General features: G+C 51.6%; 19 protein-coding genes and 1 tRNA gene. 15 read left to right on the top strand and 5 right to left on the bottom strand.

The annotated features are described in order from the left end of the window. The first annotated feature begins 250 nt into the window (after nt 1-250). The 14 genes from KGA85_RS17660 to KGA85_RS17595 all read left to right on the top strand — a co-directional run bounded on the left by KGA85_RS17660 (nt 251) and on the right by KGA85_RS17595 (nt 14459). Complete coding sequence (locus KGA85_RS17660; protein WP_007972784.1) at nt 251-1024, top strand: ABC transporter ATP-binding protein; 774 nt, start codon at nt 251-253, stop codon at nt 1022-1024. Between the two features lie 13 nt (nt 1025-1037). Further along, nucleotides 1038-1787 carry an ABC transporter substrate-binding protein gene (locus tag KGA85_RS17655; RefSeq protein WP_223457461.1) on the top strand — a complete coding sequence of 250 codons (750 nt, stop codon included), beginning with the start codon at nt 1038-1040 and terminating at the stop codon, nt 1785-1787. A 72-nt stretch (nt 1788-1859) separates the two neighbouring features. Further along, nucleotides 1860-2555, top strand: coding sequence for an ABC transporter permease (locus KGA85_RS17650; RefSeq protein ID WP_057712425.1), 696 nt, complete (start codon nt 1860-1862; stop codon nt 2553-2555). After that, nucleotides 2552-3241, top strand: coding sequence for an ABC transporter permease (locus KGA85_RS17645; protein WP_008046525.1), 690 nt, complete (start codon nt 2552-2554; stop codon nt 3239-3241). Before KGA85_RS17650 ends, KGA85_RS17645 begins: the two co-directional genes overlap by 4 nt. Beyond that, nucleotides 3222-4451, top strand: coding sequence for a methyltransferase (locus KGA85_RS17640; RefSeq protein WP_223532787.1), 1230 nt, complete (start codon nt 3222-3224; stop codon nt 4449-4451). Before KGA85_RS17645 ends, KGA85_RS17640 begins: the two co-directional genes overlap by 20 nt. A 343-nt stretch (nt 4452-4794) precedes the next feature. Further along, nucleotides 4795-5619 (top strand): FkbM family methyltransferase, encoded by an 825-nt coding sequence (locus KGA85_RS17635; RefSeq protein ID WP_223534675.1) that lies wholly within the window; start codon nt 4795-4797, stop codon nt 5617-5619. A 78-nt stretch (nt 5620-5697) separates the two neighbouring features. Continuing rightward, a tRNA-Thr gene (locus KGA85_RS17630) sits at nt 5698-5773 on the top strand. A 171-nt stretch (nt 5774-5944) separates the two neighbouring features. Then, nucleotides 5945-7267, top strand: a complete 1323-nt coding sequence (locus KGA85_RS17625) for a tyrosine-type recombinase/integrase (RefSeq protein WP_223543281.1) — start codon at nt 5945-5947, stop codon at nt 7265-7267. Nucleotides 7268-8148: 881 nt separating this feature from the next. Further along, on the top strand, nt 8149-9054 hold the full coding sequence (locus KGA85_RS17620) for a hypothetical protein (protein WP_223543280.1): 906 nt from the start codon (nt 8149-8151) through the stop codon (nt 9052-9054). Continuing rightward, on the top strand, nt 9054-9512 hold the full coding sequence (locus KGA85_RS17615; RefSeq protein ID WP_223543279.1) for a hypothetical protein: 459 nt from the start codon (nt 9054-9056) through the stop codon (nt 9510-9512). Before KGA85_RS17620 ends, KGA85_RS17615 begins: the two co-directional genes overlap by 1 nt. After that, the gene (locus KGA85_RS17610) at nt 9512-11539 is read left to right on the top strand and encodes a hypothetical protein (protein WP_223543278.1); all 2028 of its coding nucleotides are present in this window, start codon (nt 9512-9514) and stop codon (nt 11537-11539) included. Before KGA85_RS17615 ends, KGA85_RS17610 begins: the two co-directional genes overlap by 1 nt. 1039 nt (nt 11540-12578) lie before the next feature. After that, the gene (locus KGA85_RS17605; RefSeq protein WP_223543277.1) at nt 12579-13559 is read left to right on the top strand and encodes an integrase domain-containing protein; all 981 of its coding nucleotides are present in this window, start codon (nt 12579-12581) and stop codon (nt 13557-13559) included. Next, nucleotides 13556-13906 carry a hypothetical protein gene (locus tag KGA85_RS17600; RefSeq protein WP_223543276.1) on the top strand — a complete coding sequence of 117 codons (351 nt, stop codon included), beginning with the start codon at nt 13556-13558 and terminating at the stop codon, nt 13904-13906. The genes KGA85_RS17605 and KGA85_RS17600 overlap by 4 nt, the downstream gene beginning before the upstream one ends. 58 nt (nt 13907-13964) lie before the next feature. Beyond that, complete coding sequence (locus tag KGA85_RS17595) at nt 13965-14459, top strand: hypothetical protein (RefSeq protein WP_024778028.1); 495 nt, start codon at nt 13965-13967, stop codon at nt 14457-14459. 740 nt (nt 14460-15199) lie between these two features. On the opposite strand, the gene KGA85_RS17590 is transcribed toward KGA85_RS17595, so the two are convergent. Together KGA85_RS17590 and KGA85_RS17585 are read right to left on the bottom strand one after the other, a co-directional pair. Beyond that, nucleotides 15200-15529, bottom strand: coding sequence for a hypothetical protein (locus KGA85_RS17590; RefSeq protein ID WP_024778026.1), 330 nt, complete (start codon nt 15527-15529; stop codon nt 15200-15202). Further along, nucleotides 15529-16371 (bottom strand): hypothetical protein, encoded by an 843-nt coding sequence (locus KGA85_RS17585; protein ID WP_223543275.1) that lies wholly within the window; start codon nt 16369-16371, stop codon nt 15529-15531. Before KGA85_RS17585 ends, KGA85_RS17590 begins: the two co-directional genes overlap by 1 nt. A 583-nt stretch (nt 16372-16954) precedes the next feature. Here KGA85_RS17585 and KGA85_RS17580 point away from each other — a divergent pair. Next, the gene (locus KGA85_RS17580; RefSeq protein WP_223457446.1) at nt 16955-17944 is read left to right on the top strand and encodes an Abi family protein; all 990 of its coding nucleotides are present in this window, start codon (nt 16955-16957) and stop codon (nt 17942-17944) included. A 242-nt stretch (nt 17945-18186) separates the two neighbouring features. Here KGA85_RS17580 and KGA85_RS17575 read toward each other — a convergent pair whose 3' ends face one another. From KGA85_RS17575 to KGA85_RS17565, 3 genes are read right to left on the bottom strand one after another with little or no spacing between them, the layout of a single operon-like run. Next, entirely contained in the window at nt 18187-18897 is a 711-nt protein-coding gene (locus KGA85_RS17575) for an SDR family NAD(P)-dependent oxidoreductase (protein ID WP_150726491.1), read from the bottom strand. 44 nt (nt 18898-18941) lie between these two features. After that, complete coding sequence (locus KGA85_RS17570; RefSeq protein WP_223543274.1) at nt 18942-19598, bottom strand: DsbA family oxidoreductase; 657 nt, start codon at nt 19596-19598, stop codon at nt 18942-18944. After that, on the bottom strand, nt 19595-19816 hold the full coding sequence (locus KGA85_RS17565; RefSeq protein WP_008046542.1) for a tautomerase family protein: 222 nt from the start codon (nt 19814-19816) through the stop codon (nt 19595-19597). Before KGA85_RS17565 ends, KGA85_RS17570 begins: the two co-directional genes overlap by 4 nt. Between the last annotated feature and the right edge of the window lie 85 nt (nt 19817-19901).

Here is a 19901-nt window from a genome sequence, read left to right as displayed (position 1 = left end):
CCCTGTCAAAGCTGGCAACATCGCGCCTTTTTTTGCGGCAGCCACCGCGCTTTTTATCGACAGGCAAGGTTCAAACAGCTGTTCGGTTGTTGATGGGGCGACAGTCTGCTGCGCCGATGCGACAACCTGCCACGCACCAGCCGTTTACCGTCCGTAGCGCTGTTGGCTGCCATTGAAACGCTATGCTAGGTTGGCCGCCTCGCCAGGAAGGCCGCCAACAGCAGGAGCGCAACATATATGAGGAACGCACATGGCTGAGGCCACGCCCGCGCTTGAAATCCGCAACTTGCACAAACGCTACGGTTCGCTGGAGGTGCTCAAAGGCATCTCGCTGACCGCCCGCGACGGCGATGTGATCTCGATCCTGGGTTCCTCCGGCTCCGGCAAGTCCACGTTCCTGCGGTGCATCAACCTGCTGGAAAACCCGCACCAGGGCCAGATCCTGGTCGCTGGCGAAGAACTCAAGCTCAAGGCCGCGAAGAACGGTGAACTGGTGGCCGCCGACGGCAAGCAGATCAATCGCCTGCGCAGCGAAATCGGTTTTGTGTTTCAAAACTTTAATCTGTGGCCGCACATGAGCGTGCTCGACAACATCATCGAAGCCCCGCGCCGTGTGCTCGGCCAGAGCAAGGCCGAAGCCATCGAAGTGGCCGAAGCCCTGCTGGCCAAGGTCGGTATCGCCGACAAGCGCCATGCCTACCCGGCGCAGTTGTCCGGCGGCCAGCAACAACGCGCGGCCATCGCCCGCACCCTGGCCATGCAGCCCAAGGTCATCCTGTTCGACGAGCCCACCTCGGCGCTTGACCCGGAAATGGTCCAGGAAGTACTTAATGTCATCCGCGCGCTGGCCGAAGAAGGCCGCACCATGCTGCTCGTGACACACGAAATGGGCTTCGCCCGTCAGGTCTCCAGCGAAGTGGTGTTCCTCCACCAGGGCCTGGTAGAAGAGCAAGGATCGCCACAGCAGGTGTTTGAAAACCCGCTCTCGGCGCGCTGCAAACAATTCATGTCCAGCAACCGCTAACGGAGCTACCCACATGCAGAACTACAAAAAGGTCTTCCTGGCTGCCGCCGTCACCCTGGCGTTCAGCGCCGGTGCCATGGCCGAAACCCTGAAGATGGGCATCGAAGCGGCTTACCCGCCGTTCAACAATAAAGATGCCAGTGGCAATGTCGTCGGCTTCGACAAAGAGATCGGCGACGCCCTGTGCGCCAAGATGAAAGTCGAGTGCACCGTCGTGACCTCCGACTGGGACGGCATCATCCCGGCCCTGAACGCCAAGAAGTTCGACTTCCTGATCTCCTCGATGTCGATCACCGACGAGCGTAAGCAAGCGGTGGACTTCACCGACCCGTACTACTCCAACAAGCTGCAGTTCATCGCCAAGAAAGACATCGACTTCAAAACCGACAAGGTGGCGCTCAAAGGCAAGATCATCGGCGCCCAGCGCGCGACCCTGGCCGGCACCTTCCTGGAAGACCACTATGGTGACGACATCACCATCAAGCTCTACGACACCCAGGAAAACGCCTACCTCGACCTGACTTCCGGTCGTCTGGACGGCATCCTGGCCGACAAGTACGTCAACTACGAATGGCTGAAAAGCGACGCCGGCCGTAGCTACGAGTTCAAGGGCGACCCAGTGGAAGAAAGCGACAAGATCGGTATTGCCGTGCGCAAGAAGGACCCGATCCGCGAGAAGCTGAACTCCGCGCTGAAAGAAATCGTCGCTGACGGCACCTACAAGAAGATCAACGACAAGTACTTCCCGTTCAGCATCTATTGATACTGACCTGCCTGACCGGCGCCTGATGGCGCCGGTTCTCGGCCTTGCCTGCCGCGATTTGAAAAGAAATCCATGATTATCGACCTCTACGGATTCGGCCCGGCGCTCGCCGCTGGCGCGCTGATGACTGTGAAACTGGCACTCTCGGCCCTGTGCCTGGGGCTGGTACTCGGTCTGCTCGGCGCCTTGGCCAAGACTTCCCCGTACAAGCCGCTGCAATGGCTTGGCGGTACTTATTCGACCCTGGTTCGCGGCATCCCGGAATTGCTCTGGGTGCTGTTGATCTACTTCGGCACGGTCAACCTGATGCGTGCCCTGGGCGAGTTCTTCGGCAACCCCGACCTTGAACTCAATGCCTTCGCCGCCGGTGTAATCGCGCTGGGCCTGTGCTTCGGCGCCTACGCCACGGAAGTGTTTCGCGGTGCGATCCTTGCCATTCCCAAAGGCCATCGCGAAGCCGGTGTGGCCCTGGGCCTGTCGAAATGGCGCATCTTCACCAAGTTGATCATGCCGCAGATGTGGCGCATCGCCCTGCCCGGCCTGGGCAACCTGTTCATGATCCTGATGAAAGACACCGCGCTGGTGTCGGTGATCGGCCTGGAAGAAATCATGCGTCATGCGCAAATCGGCGTGACCGTCTCCAAACAGCCGTTCACCTTCTATATGGTGGCCGCGTTCATGTACCTGAGCCTGACGGTTCTGGCGATGACCGGCATGCACTTCCTGGAAAAACGTGCCGCTCGCGGCTTCGCGAGGAGCACCCAATGAACTGGGAAGTCATCATCAAATGGCTGCCGAAACTGGCCCAGGGCGCAACCCTGACCCTGGAACTGGTGGCCATCGCTGTGATCGCCGGTTTGCTGCTGGCCATTCCACTGGGCATCGCCCGCTCGTCGCGCCTGTGGTGGGTACGGGCATTTCCCTACGGCTACATCTTCTTTTTCCGTGGTACGCCGTTGCTGGTTCAGCTGTTCCTGGTCTACTACGGCCTGGCGCAGTTCGACGCGATCCGTAACAGTTCGATGTGGCCGTACCTGCGCGATCCCTTCTGGTGCGCCACGGCGACCATGACCTTGCACACTGCGGCCTACATTGCGGAAATCCTGCGGGGCGCCATTCAGGCGATACCACCGGGCGAGATCGAGGCGGCGCGGGCGCTGGGCATGTCCAGACCCAAAGCGCTGTTCTACATCATCCTGCCGCGCGCCGCGCGCATCGGCCTGCCGGCCTACAGCAACGAAGTGATCCTGATGCTCAAGGCCAGCGCCCTGGCCAGCACCGTGACCCTGCTGGAACTGACCGGCATGGCCCGCACCATCATTGCCCGGACCTACCTGCCGGTGGAGATCTTCTTCGCCGCGGGCATGTTCTACCTGGTGATGGCCTATGTGCTGGTGCGCGGTTTCAAGCTGCTGGAGCGCTGGTTGCGCGTCGATGCCTGCCAAGGGCGTTGATGCCGGCGTGTTGACGGGCGAGGCCTTGCTCGCCCGCTTCACCGCGCTGGATGCTTTTCTGACAGAGCATCAGGCACTGTGGAAACCCCGGCCGTTCACTCATCTACAGCTACCCTGGGAAGCGTCCTACCCGGAGTTAGCCGCATGGCTACGCGAGCGAACGCTGGAAGACGCGGAAAACGCTCACAACCAACCAGCCCTCCTGAATGCACCGGAACCCTTTGCTTCCTTGGCAAGGATGTCCGTTGCCTTGAGTGCCGAGGATGAATTGCCCGCACGCGCACTCGAAGCGGCGGGCCATCGATTGAACGTCGATGTACCGGGGCGCAAATGGCAGCAGATCGAAGCCTTTGCCAGTCGATTGCAGTTTTCCGAAGCACCGAAGCATTGGCTGGACTGGTGCTCGGGCAAGGGACATCTGGGGCGCCGCCTGTTGCAACCGGGGCAACAACTGACGTGCCTGGAATACGACCCGGCACTGGTAACCAGCGGCCAGGCACTCAGCCAACGCCATCACCTGCATGCGCTGCATATCGAACAGGATGTGCTCGCGGCAGACGCTGCTTCTTTATTGAGTGCGAATCACACGCCTGTCGCGCTTCACGCCTGCGGTGATTTGCATGTGCGGCTGATTCAACTCGCCAGTGCCACAGGCTGCAAACAACTCGCCATTGCACCGTGCTGCTACAACCGGATCAGTCTTGCCCAATACTCGCCGATTTCCTCGGCCGCCAAAGACTCTGGTTTAAAGCTTTCCCTCGACGACCTCGCGCTGCCCATGAGTGAAACCGTTACCGCCGGCGCCCGCGTGCGACGTCAACGCGACACCTCCATGGCCCGACGCCTGGGCTTCGACTTGCTGCAACGACAACTGCGGGGCATGGACGAGTACCTGCCAACCCCTTCCCTGCCAAGCGCATGGCTGGACAAACCCTTCGCCGATTACTGCCATCACCTGGCCGCACTCAAAGAGTTATCCACAATCGGCCCGCAAAATTGGCCAGCCCTCGAAGCCGCCGGTTGGCAGCGACTGGCCGAAGTGCGCAACCTTGAACTACTACGCGGACTTTTCCGACGCCCACTGGAGCTTTGGCTGGTCCTTGACCGGGCACTTTTCCTCGCCGAGCAGGGCTACAGCGTCCGCGTCGGCACCTTCTGCAAAACCCCGCTCACGCCGCGTAATTTTCTGCTCCTGGCCGAACGCGCTTAAATACATCCGGACTGTGGATAACTCTGTTGATGGAATTATCGTGGATCCAATATCCACGCCGGTTTCATGGTCAAATCCATACTGTTCATTTTTTGTACACACACATAAAAAATCGAAAAAACAGGTATTTGCGGACAAACGAGAACGGATCCACAAATTCGGCCTAAACCCAGTGCGCTACCAATGACATTGTGCATAAACATTTAATGAAAACGACATAAATGCCTAATCCCGGACCGCAGACAGGGGAAATTGCACCCTTTCATTACTCTTGATATACACACACGCAAGGGCGCCGGCAGCGCGGCCACGAACAAGAACATTCCTCACACAGGATGCGCCAGTGACGTTCATTTCCTACGCACAGAATTTCGAAGACATACGCCTGTGGCGCGCCCTCAAAACCGTCGAGAACGGCTTCTACATCGACGTCGGGGCAAACGATCCCACCCATGACTCAGTCACCAGGGCGTTCTACGACAACGGCTGGACCGGCATCAACGTCGAACCGATGCCCAACTACTACGAAGCCCTGTGCCAGCAACGCCCCAAAGACACCAACCTGCAATGCGCGGCCGGGGAAAGCGCTGACGACCTGACCTTCTACGGCATCGCCGGCACCGGCCTCTCGACCCTCGAGCCGGCCATGGCCAAACTGCACAAAGACGCCGGCATGGACGTGCGCAGCCAAACGATCAAGTCCCGCACCCTGACCTCCATCTGCGAAGAACACGCCCAAGGCCGCGCCATTCACTTCCTGAAAATAGATGTCGAAGGCCACGAAGAAACCGTCCTGCGCGGCATGGACTTCAGCCAATGGCGGCCATGGGTGATACTCATCGAAACCCCCTGGGCCCGCGACCAGACCTGGGAAACCCTCGTCACCGACGCCGGCTACCACTCCATCCTGTTCGACGGCATCAACACCTACTACCTCGCCGAAGAACACCTGAACCTCAAACCCGCCTTCGACATCCCGCCGTGCAACCTGGACGAGTTCCAGTTCTGCAAAGGCCACAACTTCAGCCACCCCGTCAGCGACGCCGAACACCAACTCGCCGCCGCCCTGCAACGCGCCGAACAGGCCGAAGCACAGCTGCGCGCGATGCAAAACAGTCGAACCTGGCAAGCCATTCAGAAACTCAAGAAAACCCTGCTGCGCACCTGACCTGAAGCCCGAACAAAAATAGTCAAAATTCAGGGGTTTACAGAAGCCAACCAATCGCTATAATCGTCGCCCTGACACGCCGGTATAGCTCAGATGGTAGAGCAACTGACTTGTAATCAGTAGGTCCCGGGTTCGATTCCTGGTGCCGGCACCATACAAGGTTCCAGAGAAGGCTTTCAAAATCTCTGGAACCCCCGAAAAACCCGCCTTCTGGCGGGTTTTTTCGTTTTTGCGTTCCATCGGTTTCCGTCAGAAACTGGTGGATTCCAACCGTTTTAGGGGTAATGTTAGGGGTAAGGTAATTCGATAAAGGGGGAGTACCCTTATGTCGCGCACCACTGCTCCACTCTCCGATTCGGCTTGCCGCTCAGCCAAGCCCACCGACCGCGCCTACAAGCTTTTCGACGGCGACGGCCTCTACCTTCTAGTCCAACCCAATGGCCGTAAAGGCTGGCGTCTCAGGTATGTCAAACCTGATGGACGCGAAGGACTGACCTCGTTCGGCAGCTATCCCGTGGTCGGCCTCGCCGATGCGCGCAACAAGCGTCTGGCGGTCAAGCGGATGTTGGCGGAAGGCATCGACCCCATAGAGAACAAACACCAAACCAAGACGCAGGCCGCAATCAAAGGCCGAACCTTTGAAAGCGCTGCACTGGAATGGCACAAAGCGATGTCTGCCAAATGGGCACCGGGCCACACCAAGACGGTTCTGAGCCGCCTCAAAACCCATGTCTTCCCGCTGATCGGTGCTCGCTCCATTGTCGATCTGGACACCCATGACCTGATGCAACCTCTGGAAGCGATCCAGAAACGCGGCACGATTGACGTCGCTTTAAGGGTACAAAACTACCTGCAAAGCATCATGCGCGAGGCGAAACGTGCTCGACAGATCGCGGCAAACCCTGCCTCCGACCTTGAAGGTTTGATCAAAGCTCCGAGGGTGATTCACCGCCCTGCTTTACCCTTATCGCGTCTGCCTGAATTGCAGGAGCGTATCGACACCTACAGAGGCCGCGCACTTACCCGGCTGACGGTCATGCTCTCGCTGCATGTGTTCGTCCGCTCCAGCGAACTGCGCTTCGCCCGCTGGAGCGAGTTCGACCTCAAGCGCGGCACCTGGGAGATACCGGACACTCGACCCGCGTTGGACGGAGTACCCTTTTCAACAAGGGGTACGAAGATGGCCGGGGACATCCACCTTGTACCCTTATCGCCGCAAGCCGTGACCCTGCTTGAACAGATCCACGTCCTCACCGGCAAATTCGACTTGGTGTTTGCAGGCGATGCCAAGCCCTGGAAGCCCATGTCTGAAAACACGGTGAACAGCGCACTCAGAAAGATGGGCTACGACACCAAAACTGAAATCTGCGGCCATGGCTTTCGCTCAATGGCCTGTAGTGCGCTGATTGAATCAGGACTGTGGTCCGAGACCGCGATTGAAAGGCAGATGAGCCACAAAGAGCGGAACAACGTCCGCGCCGCTTACATCCACAAGGCAGAGTTCATCGAGGAGCGCAGGCTGATCATGAACTGGTGGAGCCGGTACCTGGAGGCCAACCGGCAGGAGCATGTCACTCCACACGAATTCGCGAACCAGACCGGAGCGAACGTCACTCGCCTAAAAGCAAAACGTGGCGCAACTGAGTAAGCGCTCGGTCTTCATATCTCAGTGATCCGCTTGTCCACGCGGGTCCATCCAAACAGGGCTGCAAAGCCGCCCTGTTTGGATGGACCTCACTTAAAAAATCTAAAGCCCACCCAACGGTCTGTGGAAAACCACTGATTTCCACAGGTGGATAATTTAACCCACAGCTTCAGACGCGCCGGAATCAAGGGGGTTACACATTGTCCCCAACTCTAGGCGAAAACGAACAATCACTTACGCTGAAGGCTCAGTTCGACTGATGCACTAGGAACCACAAACCGAAAAGCCCAAATTGTGGACTGAAACAGTCGAACCGCAACAACCCGGTTGAAAGAGGTGTTTGCGTTGCGGCCCATAGACGCTCCTGTAAAGCCGATGGCAAAATTGTGGCACACTGCGTTGAGAGGGCGAACCTCGCCCATGGCAAGCAGCAATCTCGACCAAAATGCACATTTTGGTGGGCATCCATCGAAGAAAGGACTGGCAAGGCCCAGACCTTTAATGGAAAGCCGTCAAAGGAGCAGTAAACTTCAATCGTCAGCGAAGTTGAGAAGGAGTTCAATGAAAATCCGCGCAACGAGTCTAGCTGGCCCTCTCAACGCCAATCCCCATTGCTGTTGCCTTCGATTAGAGCTGAAAAATCGCGTAGCCTCCAAAAAACTCATTAGGCTTAACCTATACACACATGTCCGCTCTCTGGCTAATACCTGGGCCAAGCGTAAAGCCGTTATACCTATAAATATTTATCACAAAACCGTCCAAATCTTTAAGTGGCCACCTCTACAAAATCTAAAGATGCTTACAGTTGTAAGTTCTAACCAAAGCCGATATCAAAATAAAACAAATTCCAAAAAAAATATTGATTCATATCTGGGAACGTTGAAATGAGCGGCTTTATTGAAAATCTCTCGCCAAAGGAATGGGAAAGTTTTTGCGAAGTAATGCTTAGACAGCATTTCGGTGCAAAAAATTTCTACACTGTCCCCGATCAAGATGGCGGAGATTTAGGCTTAGAGTTTTACACGATTGATGGGACAATATTTCAGTGCTACTACCCAGACAGCGGCATTGAAATGGGAATATATAAAAAAAGAATACAAAAGAAAATAAACGACGATCTTAAAAAACTAAAAGAAAACGAAAAAGAAATACTAAAACTAATTGACGACATCAAAATAAATCAATGGGTACTACTAACCCCTGAATTCAAGTCTAAAGACTTAATTTCATACTGTAACAAAAAGAAAAAAGAAGTAATACTTGAAGACATTTCCTATATAGAAAACTCCACATTCAAAGTAAAAATAGAGACAGCAGAGAGCTATCCCGATGGTAAGCTTTATGCTCAAGGCGTTTACAATGCAGCAATCAACATTCCATTATTAACTGTTGATGAAAGCTTACGAAATACTTGGATATCAAGTAATGCGCAGTTCTCTTCAAATATCGCAAGAAAATCCACCAAATTAATGGGTGAACGGAGTGAAGATTTCCAAAACATTGTCGTTTCAAAATATATTCAGATTGATAAATTTCTTGAACAGCTTCGTGATGATCACCCGAACCTTCATGCGACAATCGAAGATAGTGCAAGAGCGCAGTTAGAAAGCATAAAAGAGAATTCCATATTCCTATCGAAGTTAGATTCTGACTTTGTAAAAAGTATTGTTGAAAATAATAAAGAAGCCTTTTCAAAGCACTCGAAATTCATGTCCGACACTAACGTTCAATCATTAACCTTTGGCTATCTTTCCAAATGGATTGCAGAGTGCTACATGGACTTTAAATAATGAAAAATGAACGCCAGATAACTCCGATAATAAGTGATAAGCCATACCCTATACCTATAGAGATGCGGCCACTCTGGAGGATCTCGCTGATTATTATCAGTATTGAGCGGGTATCCAACGAAAAAAAATACTTAGATTCCAAAAAGCTGAACATATTGATCTGGATGCTTATTAGAAAAAATAGATGGCCAGAATATGAAGACTATTTAAAAGATCGAACCCTTGATATACCCCTAATATCAGTGGATACAGCGACATACAAAGCAATCGAGATTTGTGTGGCAAAAGCATTGGTTACATTATCCGATGGTAGAGTCCACATTACAGATGCTGGTCAAGATATCTATAGAACCATTCTTGAAAGCGCAGTGATGCAAGAAGAAATAGATTTTTTAGATAACTTTGGAAAAAAACTCACTGACGCTAAAGTTAAAAGCCTCACAGGGGGACTAATATAATGCTTGGTCTAAAAATCAAAGAACTAGAAATCTCCGTCAATACTTCAAGCGGCCCTTTCTCTGCAAAGCTATTTTTTAATGATGGCTTGAATATAATACGTGCAAATAACTCCTCCGGCAAATCAACCTGTATTAACGCCATTGCATTTGGACTCGGGCTTGAGGCAATTCTCGGCCCAAGTCGTAAAAGACCGTTCCCCAAGTCCCTCTATGAAGTCATTTACAAAAGCAAAACCGACGAGACACCATATTTAGTAAAAAGCTCCAATGTGCAATTAAAGATAGTCAATAGTCGCGGAGATGAGGCAACCCTACTAAGAGAAATCGAAGGAAACAGCCAAAAAATCACGGTTAGCTCATTGATATCAACGCAAGATTATTTTCTAGGTTCGGCTGGAGAAGTTGGCTCTGCAAAAAGCGAACTAGGTTTTCATCACTGGCTTGCAAAATTCATTGGTTGGACGCTCCCGGAGGTAGTTACTTTCGATGGCAAAGAAACAAAACTATATCTAGAATGTATATTCCCTCTATTTTTCATCGAACAAAAACGCGGATGGTCAGAAATACAAGCAAACATACCTACCCATTACAACATCAGAAATGTTAAGAAAAACGCAGCCGAATTCTGCCTAGGATTCAACAGTTTTGAGCAAGAGAAAAAGATCTTCATGCTCAAAGCCAAAGTAGATTCCGCGGAAAAAGAGTGGGAAAAAATAAGATCTACCGCCGAAAGTATCGCCGACTTCAACAGTGTCAGAATCAATATAATCCCCGACATAGAAAAAACAAAGGAAAAGGCGTACGTGAACTTCTCCTACTTAGAGAATGACATATACATAAGCCTCAACAACCAGCGATCTTCGCTCAAAAAACTAATCGAAAAACTGAGCAACGGCATTTCTGAAAACCAACCAAGTAATGAGAAGATTGAATCGCAAGCGAGTATAATCCGCACCCTTCAAAGAGAGTCGGAAAATACAGCAAGAAAAATAGAGAATTCACTACTATCTCTATCGGAGACGGATAAAAAAACGTCAACTTTGAAACATGATTTAAACCAATACCAACAGTTGCGGCGACTTAAATCTGTGGGAAGTGTCATCAATGATGAGCTAGACATTTCCAAATGTCCAATTTGTGACAGCAACATGTACGACACCTTAGGGTCTAACTCAACCCAAAGAGCGCCTATGACGCTCGAGGAAAATATTGAATTCCTCAAAAATCAAATAGACTTCTTCAGTTCTATCAAATTAAAGACCGCCGGAGAAATCCAACACTTCCAAGCTAGCTCTAAGCTAATCCAAGCACGACTAGGCGTCGAGCAAGATAAGCTAAATAATTTAAGAGCCGACTTTGAGGATATAAATGCCGCAACAAAAGCAATCCTAAGAGAAAAAATACAAGCAGAAATACAACTTAAGGAAGTGGAAAAGCTCCAAGATTCAGAAAAAAATCTTAATGAGCAAATTGAACGAATTCAATCCGCGTGGCGCACGGCTTCTGACTCATTGAGGCTGGCAAGAAAAAACAGCTCTGAAACTAATAAGTACGCGACCATAACAAAATTAGAACAGATAATACGACGCAACCTTGAGTCATTCCAATTCGATCACGCGGCAATAAATTCCATATCTGTGTCGGATCAAACTTTGCGACCAGAGCAAGAGGGATATGATATTGTAGCAGAAACTTCTGCGAGTGATTATATCCGTGTTATTTGGGCTTACACTCTCGGACTTTTAGAACTCGCAGGAACGGAGAAAGAGATAAACCATGGTGGTTTTGTGGTATTTGACGAACCGCGACAGCACGAAGCAAGTAAAAATAGCTTTATTTCATTGATCGATACAGCGTTAAAAAGCAAGTCTTATGGTGGCCAGGTTATTTTCGCCACGAGCATGGAAAAAAGCGAACTGGAAAATGCATGCAAAGGCAAGGATCTGAATATATACTTTTTTGACGACTACATACTTAAACCATCAGTTCAAAAAACAGCCCCCTCTGAAAGCAGTCCCCTTATATAACAAAGTGCAGATTAAAGTATGTTCTCTTGTAGCAGGGTCGACTAGCATGTGTAGACCCTGCTCATTAAAAACACCTAAATTGAGCTAGACCAAATCTCGCCCCCCCCTAACGCACATCATTTAAAAGCAATATATGACGCATATCGAACAGGGCTATGCTCGCATATTGCGGTGATTCTATTGTCGGACCACAGAGCCTCCCTGCTTGCATGAAGCTCACTTAAAAAATCTAAAGCCCACGCAACTGTCTGTGGAAAACCACAGATTTCCACCGGTGGATAATTTCATCCACAGCCGCAGAACTCCCGAAAACTCGAGCCTTGACCCGAATTATCCACAGGCGTAGAAAAGATCGGGCAAAGCGCTGTCGTTGACAGCAACCAGGTAGCTAGAACCTTTAAGGCTACGCCACACCGTGGTGGTTCTCCCAAAGTGCGATTAGCGTCCGGCGGCTCGCACGGTCACAGCGATGTGATGGATGCCTACTTTTACCAGTTTGCCCACTGCGGCAACTCATCCCCTTTCATAGCTGCCCTGCAGCAACCTATCCGCTTGGCCATTTCATTGCGCCAACCTGCGCCCGTCTCTTTCTCCCGGAAAGAGACGGGCGCTCCTACCACTGCTGCAGCTCACCTCGTACAAGGCATTGCGGCATTTCCCCTCGTGACAATCGGCGTGACAAACACCGAAGTCACCAGCAACAGCGATGCAGATGATGGTGCCGCAGCCTATGGAATGGACTGCACCTGACTGACAGTCAGGCATACCCCGGTCATCGCATTACTGCCTTCACCCGGCTCAGGATCTCGCGGCGTTGGTCTCGTCAGCCAGCGCAGCCTCCACCCGCCCACTTCCTCGGAAGTGCTCAGGAGGCCAGATCATGAGAGGCCCAAGCTCCCGGTCGAAAAGAGCCGCCAGTCCCGCGTTAGTGGACAACCCTCACAGGTCGCAGGGGCCTTGATCCCTGATAACACTCAACATTCGTGGCGGGATGACGTGGGGAAGGTTTTAACGGTTTGGCTTCGAGAGGAGTTCGGTCATGGCATTGGTCGGTAGGCGAGATGGGCGCAATTTCGGCTATGGCCGGCAATTGAGTTATGCCGGGCCACAGGCGTTGCGCGATCTATTTGGCGGCGGACATTACGGGACGGTCAAGGCGCACAGTGATCGTTGGCAGGCGTTTGTACGCTGGTGCCGGTCGGAGGATGGGCCAGGGTTTAACGATGCGCGGCAGATTGATCGGCAGACCTTGCTGGACTACGCCGGACATCTGCGCCAGCAAGTTGAAGATGGTGAGTTGGCCATCGCGACCGCGCAAAACCGATTATCCAGTGTGAACCGGACCATGGCCGCGCTGCGCGGTGATCAATATGTGAAAGTGCCAAGTCCAAGCAAAGCATTGGGAATGCAACGCTCCCACACTCGCACAGCAGTTTCCCAAGGTCAGGATCGCGAGCAAATAAAGCGAATCGTCGATGCGCTTTGCGAACACCAACTCGCGCGCGCGGCGGCCATTGCACTGTTGGCACGCGCCACTGGGATGCGCTTGCGCGAGGCCATTTTGGCCGACATTCCACGCCTGAAGCGTGAGGCCGAACACTACGGCAAGATCAACATCCAGAATGGGACCAAAGGTGGCCGTTCGGGTGCGTCAGCTCCTCGTTGGATCAAGGTGGATGAGAATATCCATGAAGCTCTCAGGCATGCCGAAAAGGTCTCACCCGATGGCAGCCGAAACCTGCTTGCGCCGAACGAAAGCTATATGGATTTCCAGCGAGGTGCCGTACGCCCAGCACGAGATGTTCTTCACACCCAGAACCTAAAAGGCTTCCACGAACTGCGCGCAGCCTATGCATGCGAACGCTACGAGCAGATTACCAATCATTTAGCGCCCATCAACGACAGCAGGTGCAGCCAACTTGATCCAGGGCTTGATCGAGAGGCACGCTCACAAATCAGCTATGAATTGGGGCACGGTCGTATCGGCGTAGTATCGGCGTACATCGGTGGTCAAGGATGAATAAGCCATTCAACATGGAGCTTTTTCTCCTAGGGGTTCTGACCGGTTCTTACGCCACACGCAATCGTCACCTACGCCAATCAAAGGCCATCCAAGTAGCGATTTCTAAACGCTGGCACCGAGATAACCCATGGACCTGGCAGCAAAAGCATCTCGACTGGTTTTTAAATCACCATATGAATCATCGCTCCAAGTCAACGCGCTATTACTATCTGCTGACAGTGAATCTTCTCATTCGTCGCTTAGGAAAATCCTGGAAATTCAAAGTACTAGGTGAAAATTCGTATCCATCGCGAACCTCAGGTGAGGTGCACTTGACCACCACAGATCGATTTAGATTGACCTGATTGAGGTCATTGGGCCAGCATTGACATAGGGTAAAAAACACTTAATGGAGATGTAGCTTTGTCAATTTTCGATAGCGTAATCCAAGAGCACGATAAGAAAAAAGCAGAGATGGAAGCGCGCATTGCAGATGCGCAGGCGCTCAAGCAAGCAGCACAAAATGATTTCGTAGAAAAGTTCAACGCAACGGTATCGAGTGTTGTAGAACCGATCTTCGCGGAGTTTGTCGCAGATGCAAAAAAATATGGCTTCCCGGCTGAGGTAGAGGAAATTCGCAGTAGAGAGGAAACTATTTATGTTTCCTTACGTTTGATCCCAGAGAAAGGGGCGGTTTTTGGAACAAATAGAAGTGCCCAGGTAGTGTTCTCAATCAACGGAATGATCACCTCTCAGAAAGTAGAATATGTAAGCTATTACGATCAGCGTCCCGGGAAACACGGGACCGACCGTACTGATTTTGGACTACCCTCCCTAAATAAGGACGTTATCGAGCGTGAACTTGCCAAATTTTTGAAGATGGCAATACACGCGAGAAGCGTACCAGAGCAGTACTGACACCACTCGGCACCGCAATCACCGATACACGGAATGTCCTTGCAGAACACGTGTTGCGTTATTTTGACTACCTTCTTTAGCTTTATCGGCCCACGATTGCAGCAAAAAAGTGATGGGCGTTAGCGTTGACTTGTCAACGCTAACATTCGAACCCCGCGGGGGCCAACGGCCAGGCCATAGCTAACTCCACGGATCATTCAGCCGGCACACTTTCCGCGCCAGAAACGACTCGTAATTCGAGGACAGACCACGATTCCTAGCTTAAATGAATATGCAGACGCCAAATTAATCGTGGTCTGTCCCCGTTTTTTTTCTCCGATCTCTGGATGTTTTTTCGGACGACAGAAATCAAGCTGATTTACTTATTCCCAAGATGCCCTGAGGAATAAATAAATCCAACGTTCAATAAGGGCAGACAAAATTAGTACACATTAACCCTAGGCGCTATTTTTATTCTATTTAAAATATCAATATCTTCTTCATACTCCTGCTGAGTCAGCAGCAATACTGAGAGTTTAATACCAAACAACGACTCAAACTTCTCTTTATTTATATCATTGCAGCCCCTCAAGCTAGTCCACGCACGGGTACCGGGGCCTTCATAACTGCAGATCATTAAATCACAGTCGCCATAAACTCCGTCGTGTCGAGCAACACTACCAAAGATAAAGGCCAACTTAATGGCCTTCACGTCTGACTGATATTTGTCTCGCAACCAAAGCCTATACACATCACTACGTTTAATAGGAGTCTCCGGCGTGTAGAATTGCAAAAAACTGCTTCATATTATCTAAAACTCTAATATTCCTCGTTCGACCGTACATTTTAGCCGCACCAGTAACCTTGCTGAAATGTGAAGGCACGATTAATGTAACCCCGAGGCCGGCAACTCGGTCAATGACATCATCCCCGATCAAATACTCTTGCCCGTCGGGAATATAAACAATCTCCTCGGCCGAACCACCACTTTCCAACCTATATTCGATTTTTAGACACCTTCCTCCCGGAAACGAGGTTGATATAATCCTATCGTGATTCTCAATCTGTGCCTTCAACCATTGAACACCCATTATGCACTGAGCTCCTTTTCCTTGTTCTTAAGTTTACTTATTACCAAACTGCGCACTTTAACTATGTTACCAAGTAATTCCTTCGGGTAGGGAAACTTTCCATGCAGGCTGTTGGCCTGTTTTCTAAAAAGCATATAAGACTGAGCATGCTTTACATAATAAAAATAGTTATCAAGATCATCCGATGGATCAATTAGATAAGATTTTGTTTTTATAATTTCTACTATCGATTCATTATTAGGCAAAATGACTTCATTGACTATATCATCCCAAAGCTCAGCAGCCTCTCCCCCTTTATAAAAATCTTCGGGAAATGTTTTAGGCCCTAGCGACTGAAACATATCATAATTAGTACTAACCAACGCATTTAGCGGGTCATAGAATTCGGATAGCTGATTTTTAATATGTTTATACGAATCAACTGCAAGTTCTTTCTTTATGGCTGCCTTGGATGCTTCTCTGAGGTTATAAATTGACACGAAGTTAGTAACAATTAAGGCAATCAGAGGCACCCATATCAAAAAATCTACTGGACTCAAACTAGACCACCAAGAATCCGAATGGATATCCGTCTCCTTTTGATCAATATACCCCGTAGGATTTGGCCGTAGGATTGGGGTGATTTCTTCCAATCCATACGTAAAATCATCGTCCACAACCGTAGAACTAGGATCATGATAGCCGATGATTGCTCGATCAAACTTCAGCGCAGGTTGTTGCAAACTTAAAACCTGCATATCACATGCTGCAGCACTGAAATTTAAAAGAAGTAGCCATCCCAGCCAAATAAAACTAGAGATAATTCTCAGACGACCGAGAAAACACACAACTGTTTTCAACATCCTTTTAATCCATTAAAAATAAAGTATCAACTGATCACCAAAATCAATTTCTGCCATCAATCGTAAACTATAATCATATAAGCCTGCAACACTTGCTAGACACAGTCAATTATCAACCCGAGAGTTTTAGACTTACAGTCTGACATGCCCAAATATCCAAAATAACTTTACTATTTCCCTACGTACCTGCATCGGCATTTTGCATCACAAGGGTATCAGTAGAGATAGAAATCACATTACAGAAAAAATAATCCCTATAAATCAATAGATTAATATCCAATTCGACTCCTGGTGCCGCACCATACAAAACAAAGCCCTCGTAGCAATACGAGGGCTTTGTTGTTTCCGGGGTTTGGAAACTCCCCTAGAAGCTGCCACATTGCTGCGATAAGACCAACAAAGCCTTATCTTCATCGACAGACCAAACATTGCCCGCGCGCCTACCCGTTACAATTTCACGTCAGCGCGACGTTGACGGGCTCTTACACCTACCTATAATGCACCCCAACACACCCGCCAAGCCTAGGTTGACCCAGTCAGCAAGCTCAAATCGTGCGGGTTTTTTTTGCTTGGAGAAAGCTACATGAGGCCCTTCGACAAACCGGCCCTCAGCGTAGAACAGCAATTGGAACTGCTAAAGCAACGAGGCCTGCAAGTCGTCAACGACGACCGCGCCATGCGTTTCCTCGAAGTGGTCACGCTGTTTCGCCTGAGCCCCTACATGCGCCCGTTCCAGGAGCAAGGGCCAGAACATACCTTCAAGCCCGGTAGTACACTGAAGGCCGTCGTCGACATCTACCGCTTCGATGGTTCGTTGCGACGCATTACCATGGATGCCATCGAACGTGTCGAAGTCGCCATGCGAGCGGCGATCAGCAACCACATGTGCCCCCAATATGGGCCTGACTGGATAGCTGACGCATCTCTCTTCTCCTCGTCATACCCGCATGACAATCTACTGCGCCCCCTGCGAGATCAACTGAACAAGGAGCGGAATAAACTTGGACGTGAGATTGATCGCATCAAAAAAAGCACTCAGGGTGATGGAGTCCAGCAACAACGGATTGAAAATCGCATGCGCGATAACTATTTCCGATTCTATGGGTCGACTTATGCCCATCCTGAGTTACCGCCCGCCTGGGCTGTTCTGGAAGAGCTCAGCCTTGGAACCGTATCCACCCTCTTCAATGCCATAGGCAAAAGCGTCGACAAAAAAGCGATCGCTAGCAGATTCAATCTGCCCTTCGAAGTATTGGCCTCCTGGCTCCACACCCTGACCTTCATCCGAAACTGCTGCGCCCACCACTCACGGTTATGGAACCGAGAGCTCTCAATTCGACCATCTTTACCAAAAGAATGGGTCATTCCGAATGCACCTGGCGACCGGCCTCAGCCAAAGCAGCGTCTGTACATCGTATTGACGATGCTGGCCTATCTAACCGACCTGATCAGTCCAGACAGCCAATGGAAGCTTCGCCTGGCCGAAATCATGGATCAGCAGGAACTGGGCTATTTGAGACTCATGGGATTTCCAGATCATTGGAAACGTCAGCTGCAATGGTGTTTGGAGTAAGTAAGCCAGAAATCGTGGTTTGTCCCCCCGAAGAAGCACAGACCTCGTCCTGATTGAACTTGTCGTGTGGCTCCTCCAGAGGTCTTGATAGTCGAATCGACTGCGATGATCGTCCTCACGTGTGAGACCCTGAGGAAACCTAACCTTCCCGAAACATACCGTTCGTCTGGCGGCACCATACAAAACAAAGCCCCTGCAGAAATGCAGGGGCTTTGTTGTTTCCGGGCTTTGAAAAATCGCTTTCAGTGTCCCGCGCTCTGACCACCGTCTACATGCAGGATTTCGCCGGTTACGAACTTGGCGCCGTCCAGATACACGACCGCCTGCGCAATATCATCGATCTCGCCCATGTGCCCGACCGGGTGCAGATTGCCCAGTGCGGCGTGGGTTTCTTCGCCGTGCATCGGGGTCTTGATGATGCCCGGGCTGACCGCGTTCACCCGGATCCCGCGCTTGGCGTATTCGATGGCCAGGGATTTGGTTGCCGCGTTGAGGCCGCCCTTGGTCAGCGAAGCCAACACCGATGGCACGCCGTCGATGGCGTGGTCCACCAGGCTGGTGGTGATGTTGACGACGTGGCCGCTGCCCTGTTTTTCCATCTCGGCGATGGCGAGTTGGGTGATGTAGAAGAAGCCATTGACGTTCACCGACAGCACATTGGCGTAGTCTTCTGCGGTGTACGCGGTGAACGGCTTGGCGATGAAGATCCCGGCATTGTTGACCAGGGTGTCGATGCGACCGAAACGGGACATCGCTTCACGGATGACGCGCTGGGCGGTTTCCGGCTCGCCGATGTCACCGGCCACGGTGAGAATGTCCGGATCGGTGGACGGCTTGATCGAGCGCGAAGTGGCGACGATCCGGTAACCGAGCTCACGAAAGGCTTTGACCATACCGTCGCCGAGACCTTGGGATGCGCCGGTGATTACGATGACTTTTTTCGAAATGCTCATGATGAAGACCTCTGACAATAAAAATTGGGGTAGAAAATCGGTAATCAGACTTCGGCCGGGGCGTTCGCCATTTGTCGCAACATTTGTTCGTAGTACTCGACCGATTGCGAACCGGACACCAGGTGGCGACCGTTCAGCACCATGGCCGGGACCGAATTGATGCCGTGTTGGCGGTAATACATTTCAAGCTCACGCACCTCGTTGGCGAAGGCGTCGGACGCCAGCACCTCTCTCGCACCTGCCGCATCCAGCCCCGCTTCAGTCGCCAGACGCACCAGCGTCGAGTGGTCACTCGGGTTCTGGCCTTCGCTGAAGTAGGCCTGTAGCAGCACCTTCTTCAGCTCGACCTGCCGGCCTTCTTGCAACGCCCACAGCAACAAACGGTGCGCATCGAAGGTGTTGTAGAAGTGCGTGCGCTTCTCCAGATCGAACTTGAAGCCGATGGCCTCGCCGCGAGCGATCTGCATGGCCTTGCCGGCGGCGACGTCGTCGGCCGTTCTCCCGTACTTGCGCATCAAGTGCTCGACCGCTTGCTCACCTTCGGCCGGCATGTCCGGGTTCAACTCGAACGGCTTGTAGGTCAGCTCGACCGAGACTTCCCCGGCCACGTTTTCGATCGCCTGCTCCAGCGCCGTCGCCCCCAGCGCGCACCAGGGGCACACCACATCGGAGATGAAATCGATGGTGACGGAGGACGTCATGACTGCCCCTCCGCCTCGGCCAGCTGCTTGCGGTACTGGGTGGTGGTGATGCCGGCGTAACCCCAGTTATCGGTGTCGACTTCCTCGATCACGATGTGGGTCAGGTCAGGGCGTTTATTGAGGACGCGCTCCAGTGTTTCAGTGATCTCGGCAATCACCTGAGCTTTCTGCTCAGTGGTAACGCCATCGCGGGTGATGCGTACGGTTACGAAAGGCATGAGGGAAACTCCAGTGACCTTCCCGTCGGGATGAAGGGAGAGGCGTTGGAGATGAATGTATGGGGTTGGCGGGAGGGGATAAAGG

Origin of the sequence: Pseudomonas sp. GL-B-12 (assembly GCF_019955895.1) — a bacterium.
Classification (GTDB): Bacteria; Pseudomonadota; Gammaproteobacteria; order Pseudomonadales; family Pseudomonadaceae; genus Aquipseudomonas.
Note: the sequence above shows the minus strand (reverse complement) of the source record. Positions and strands in the feature narration are given on the sequence as shown.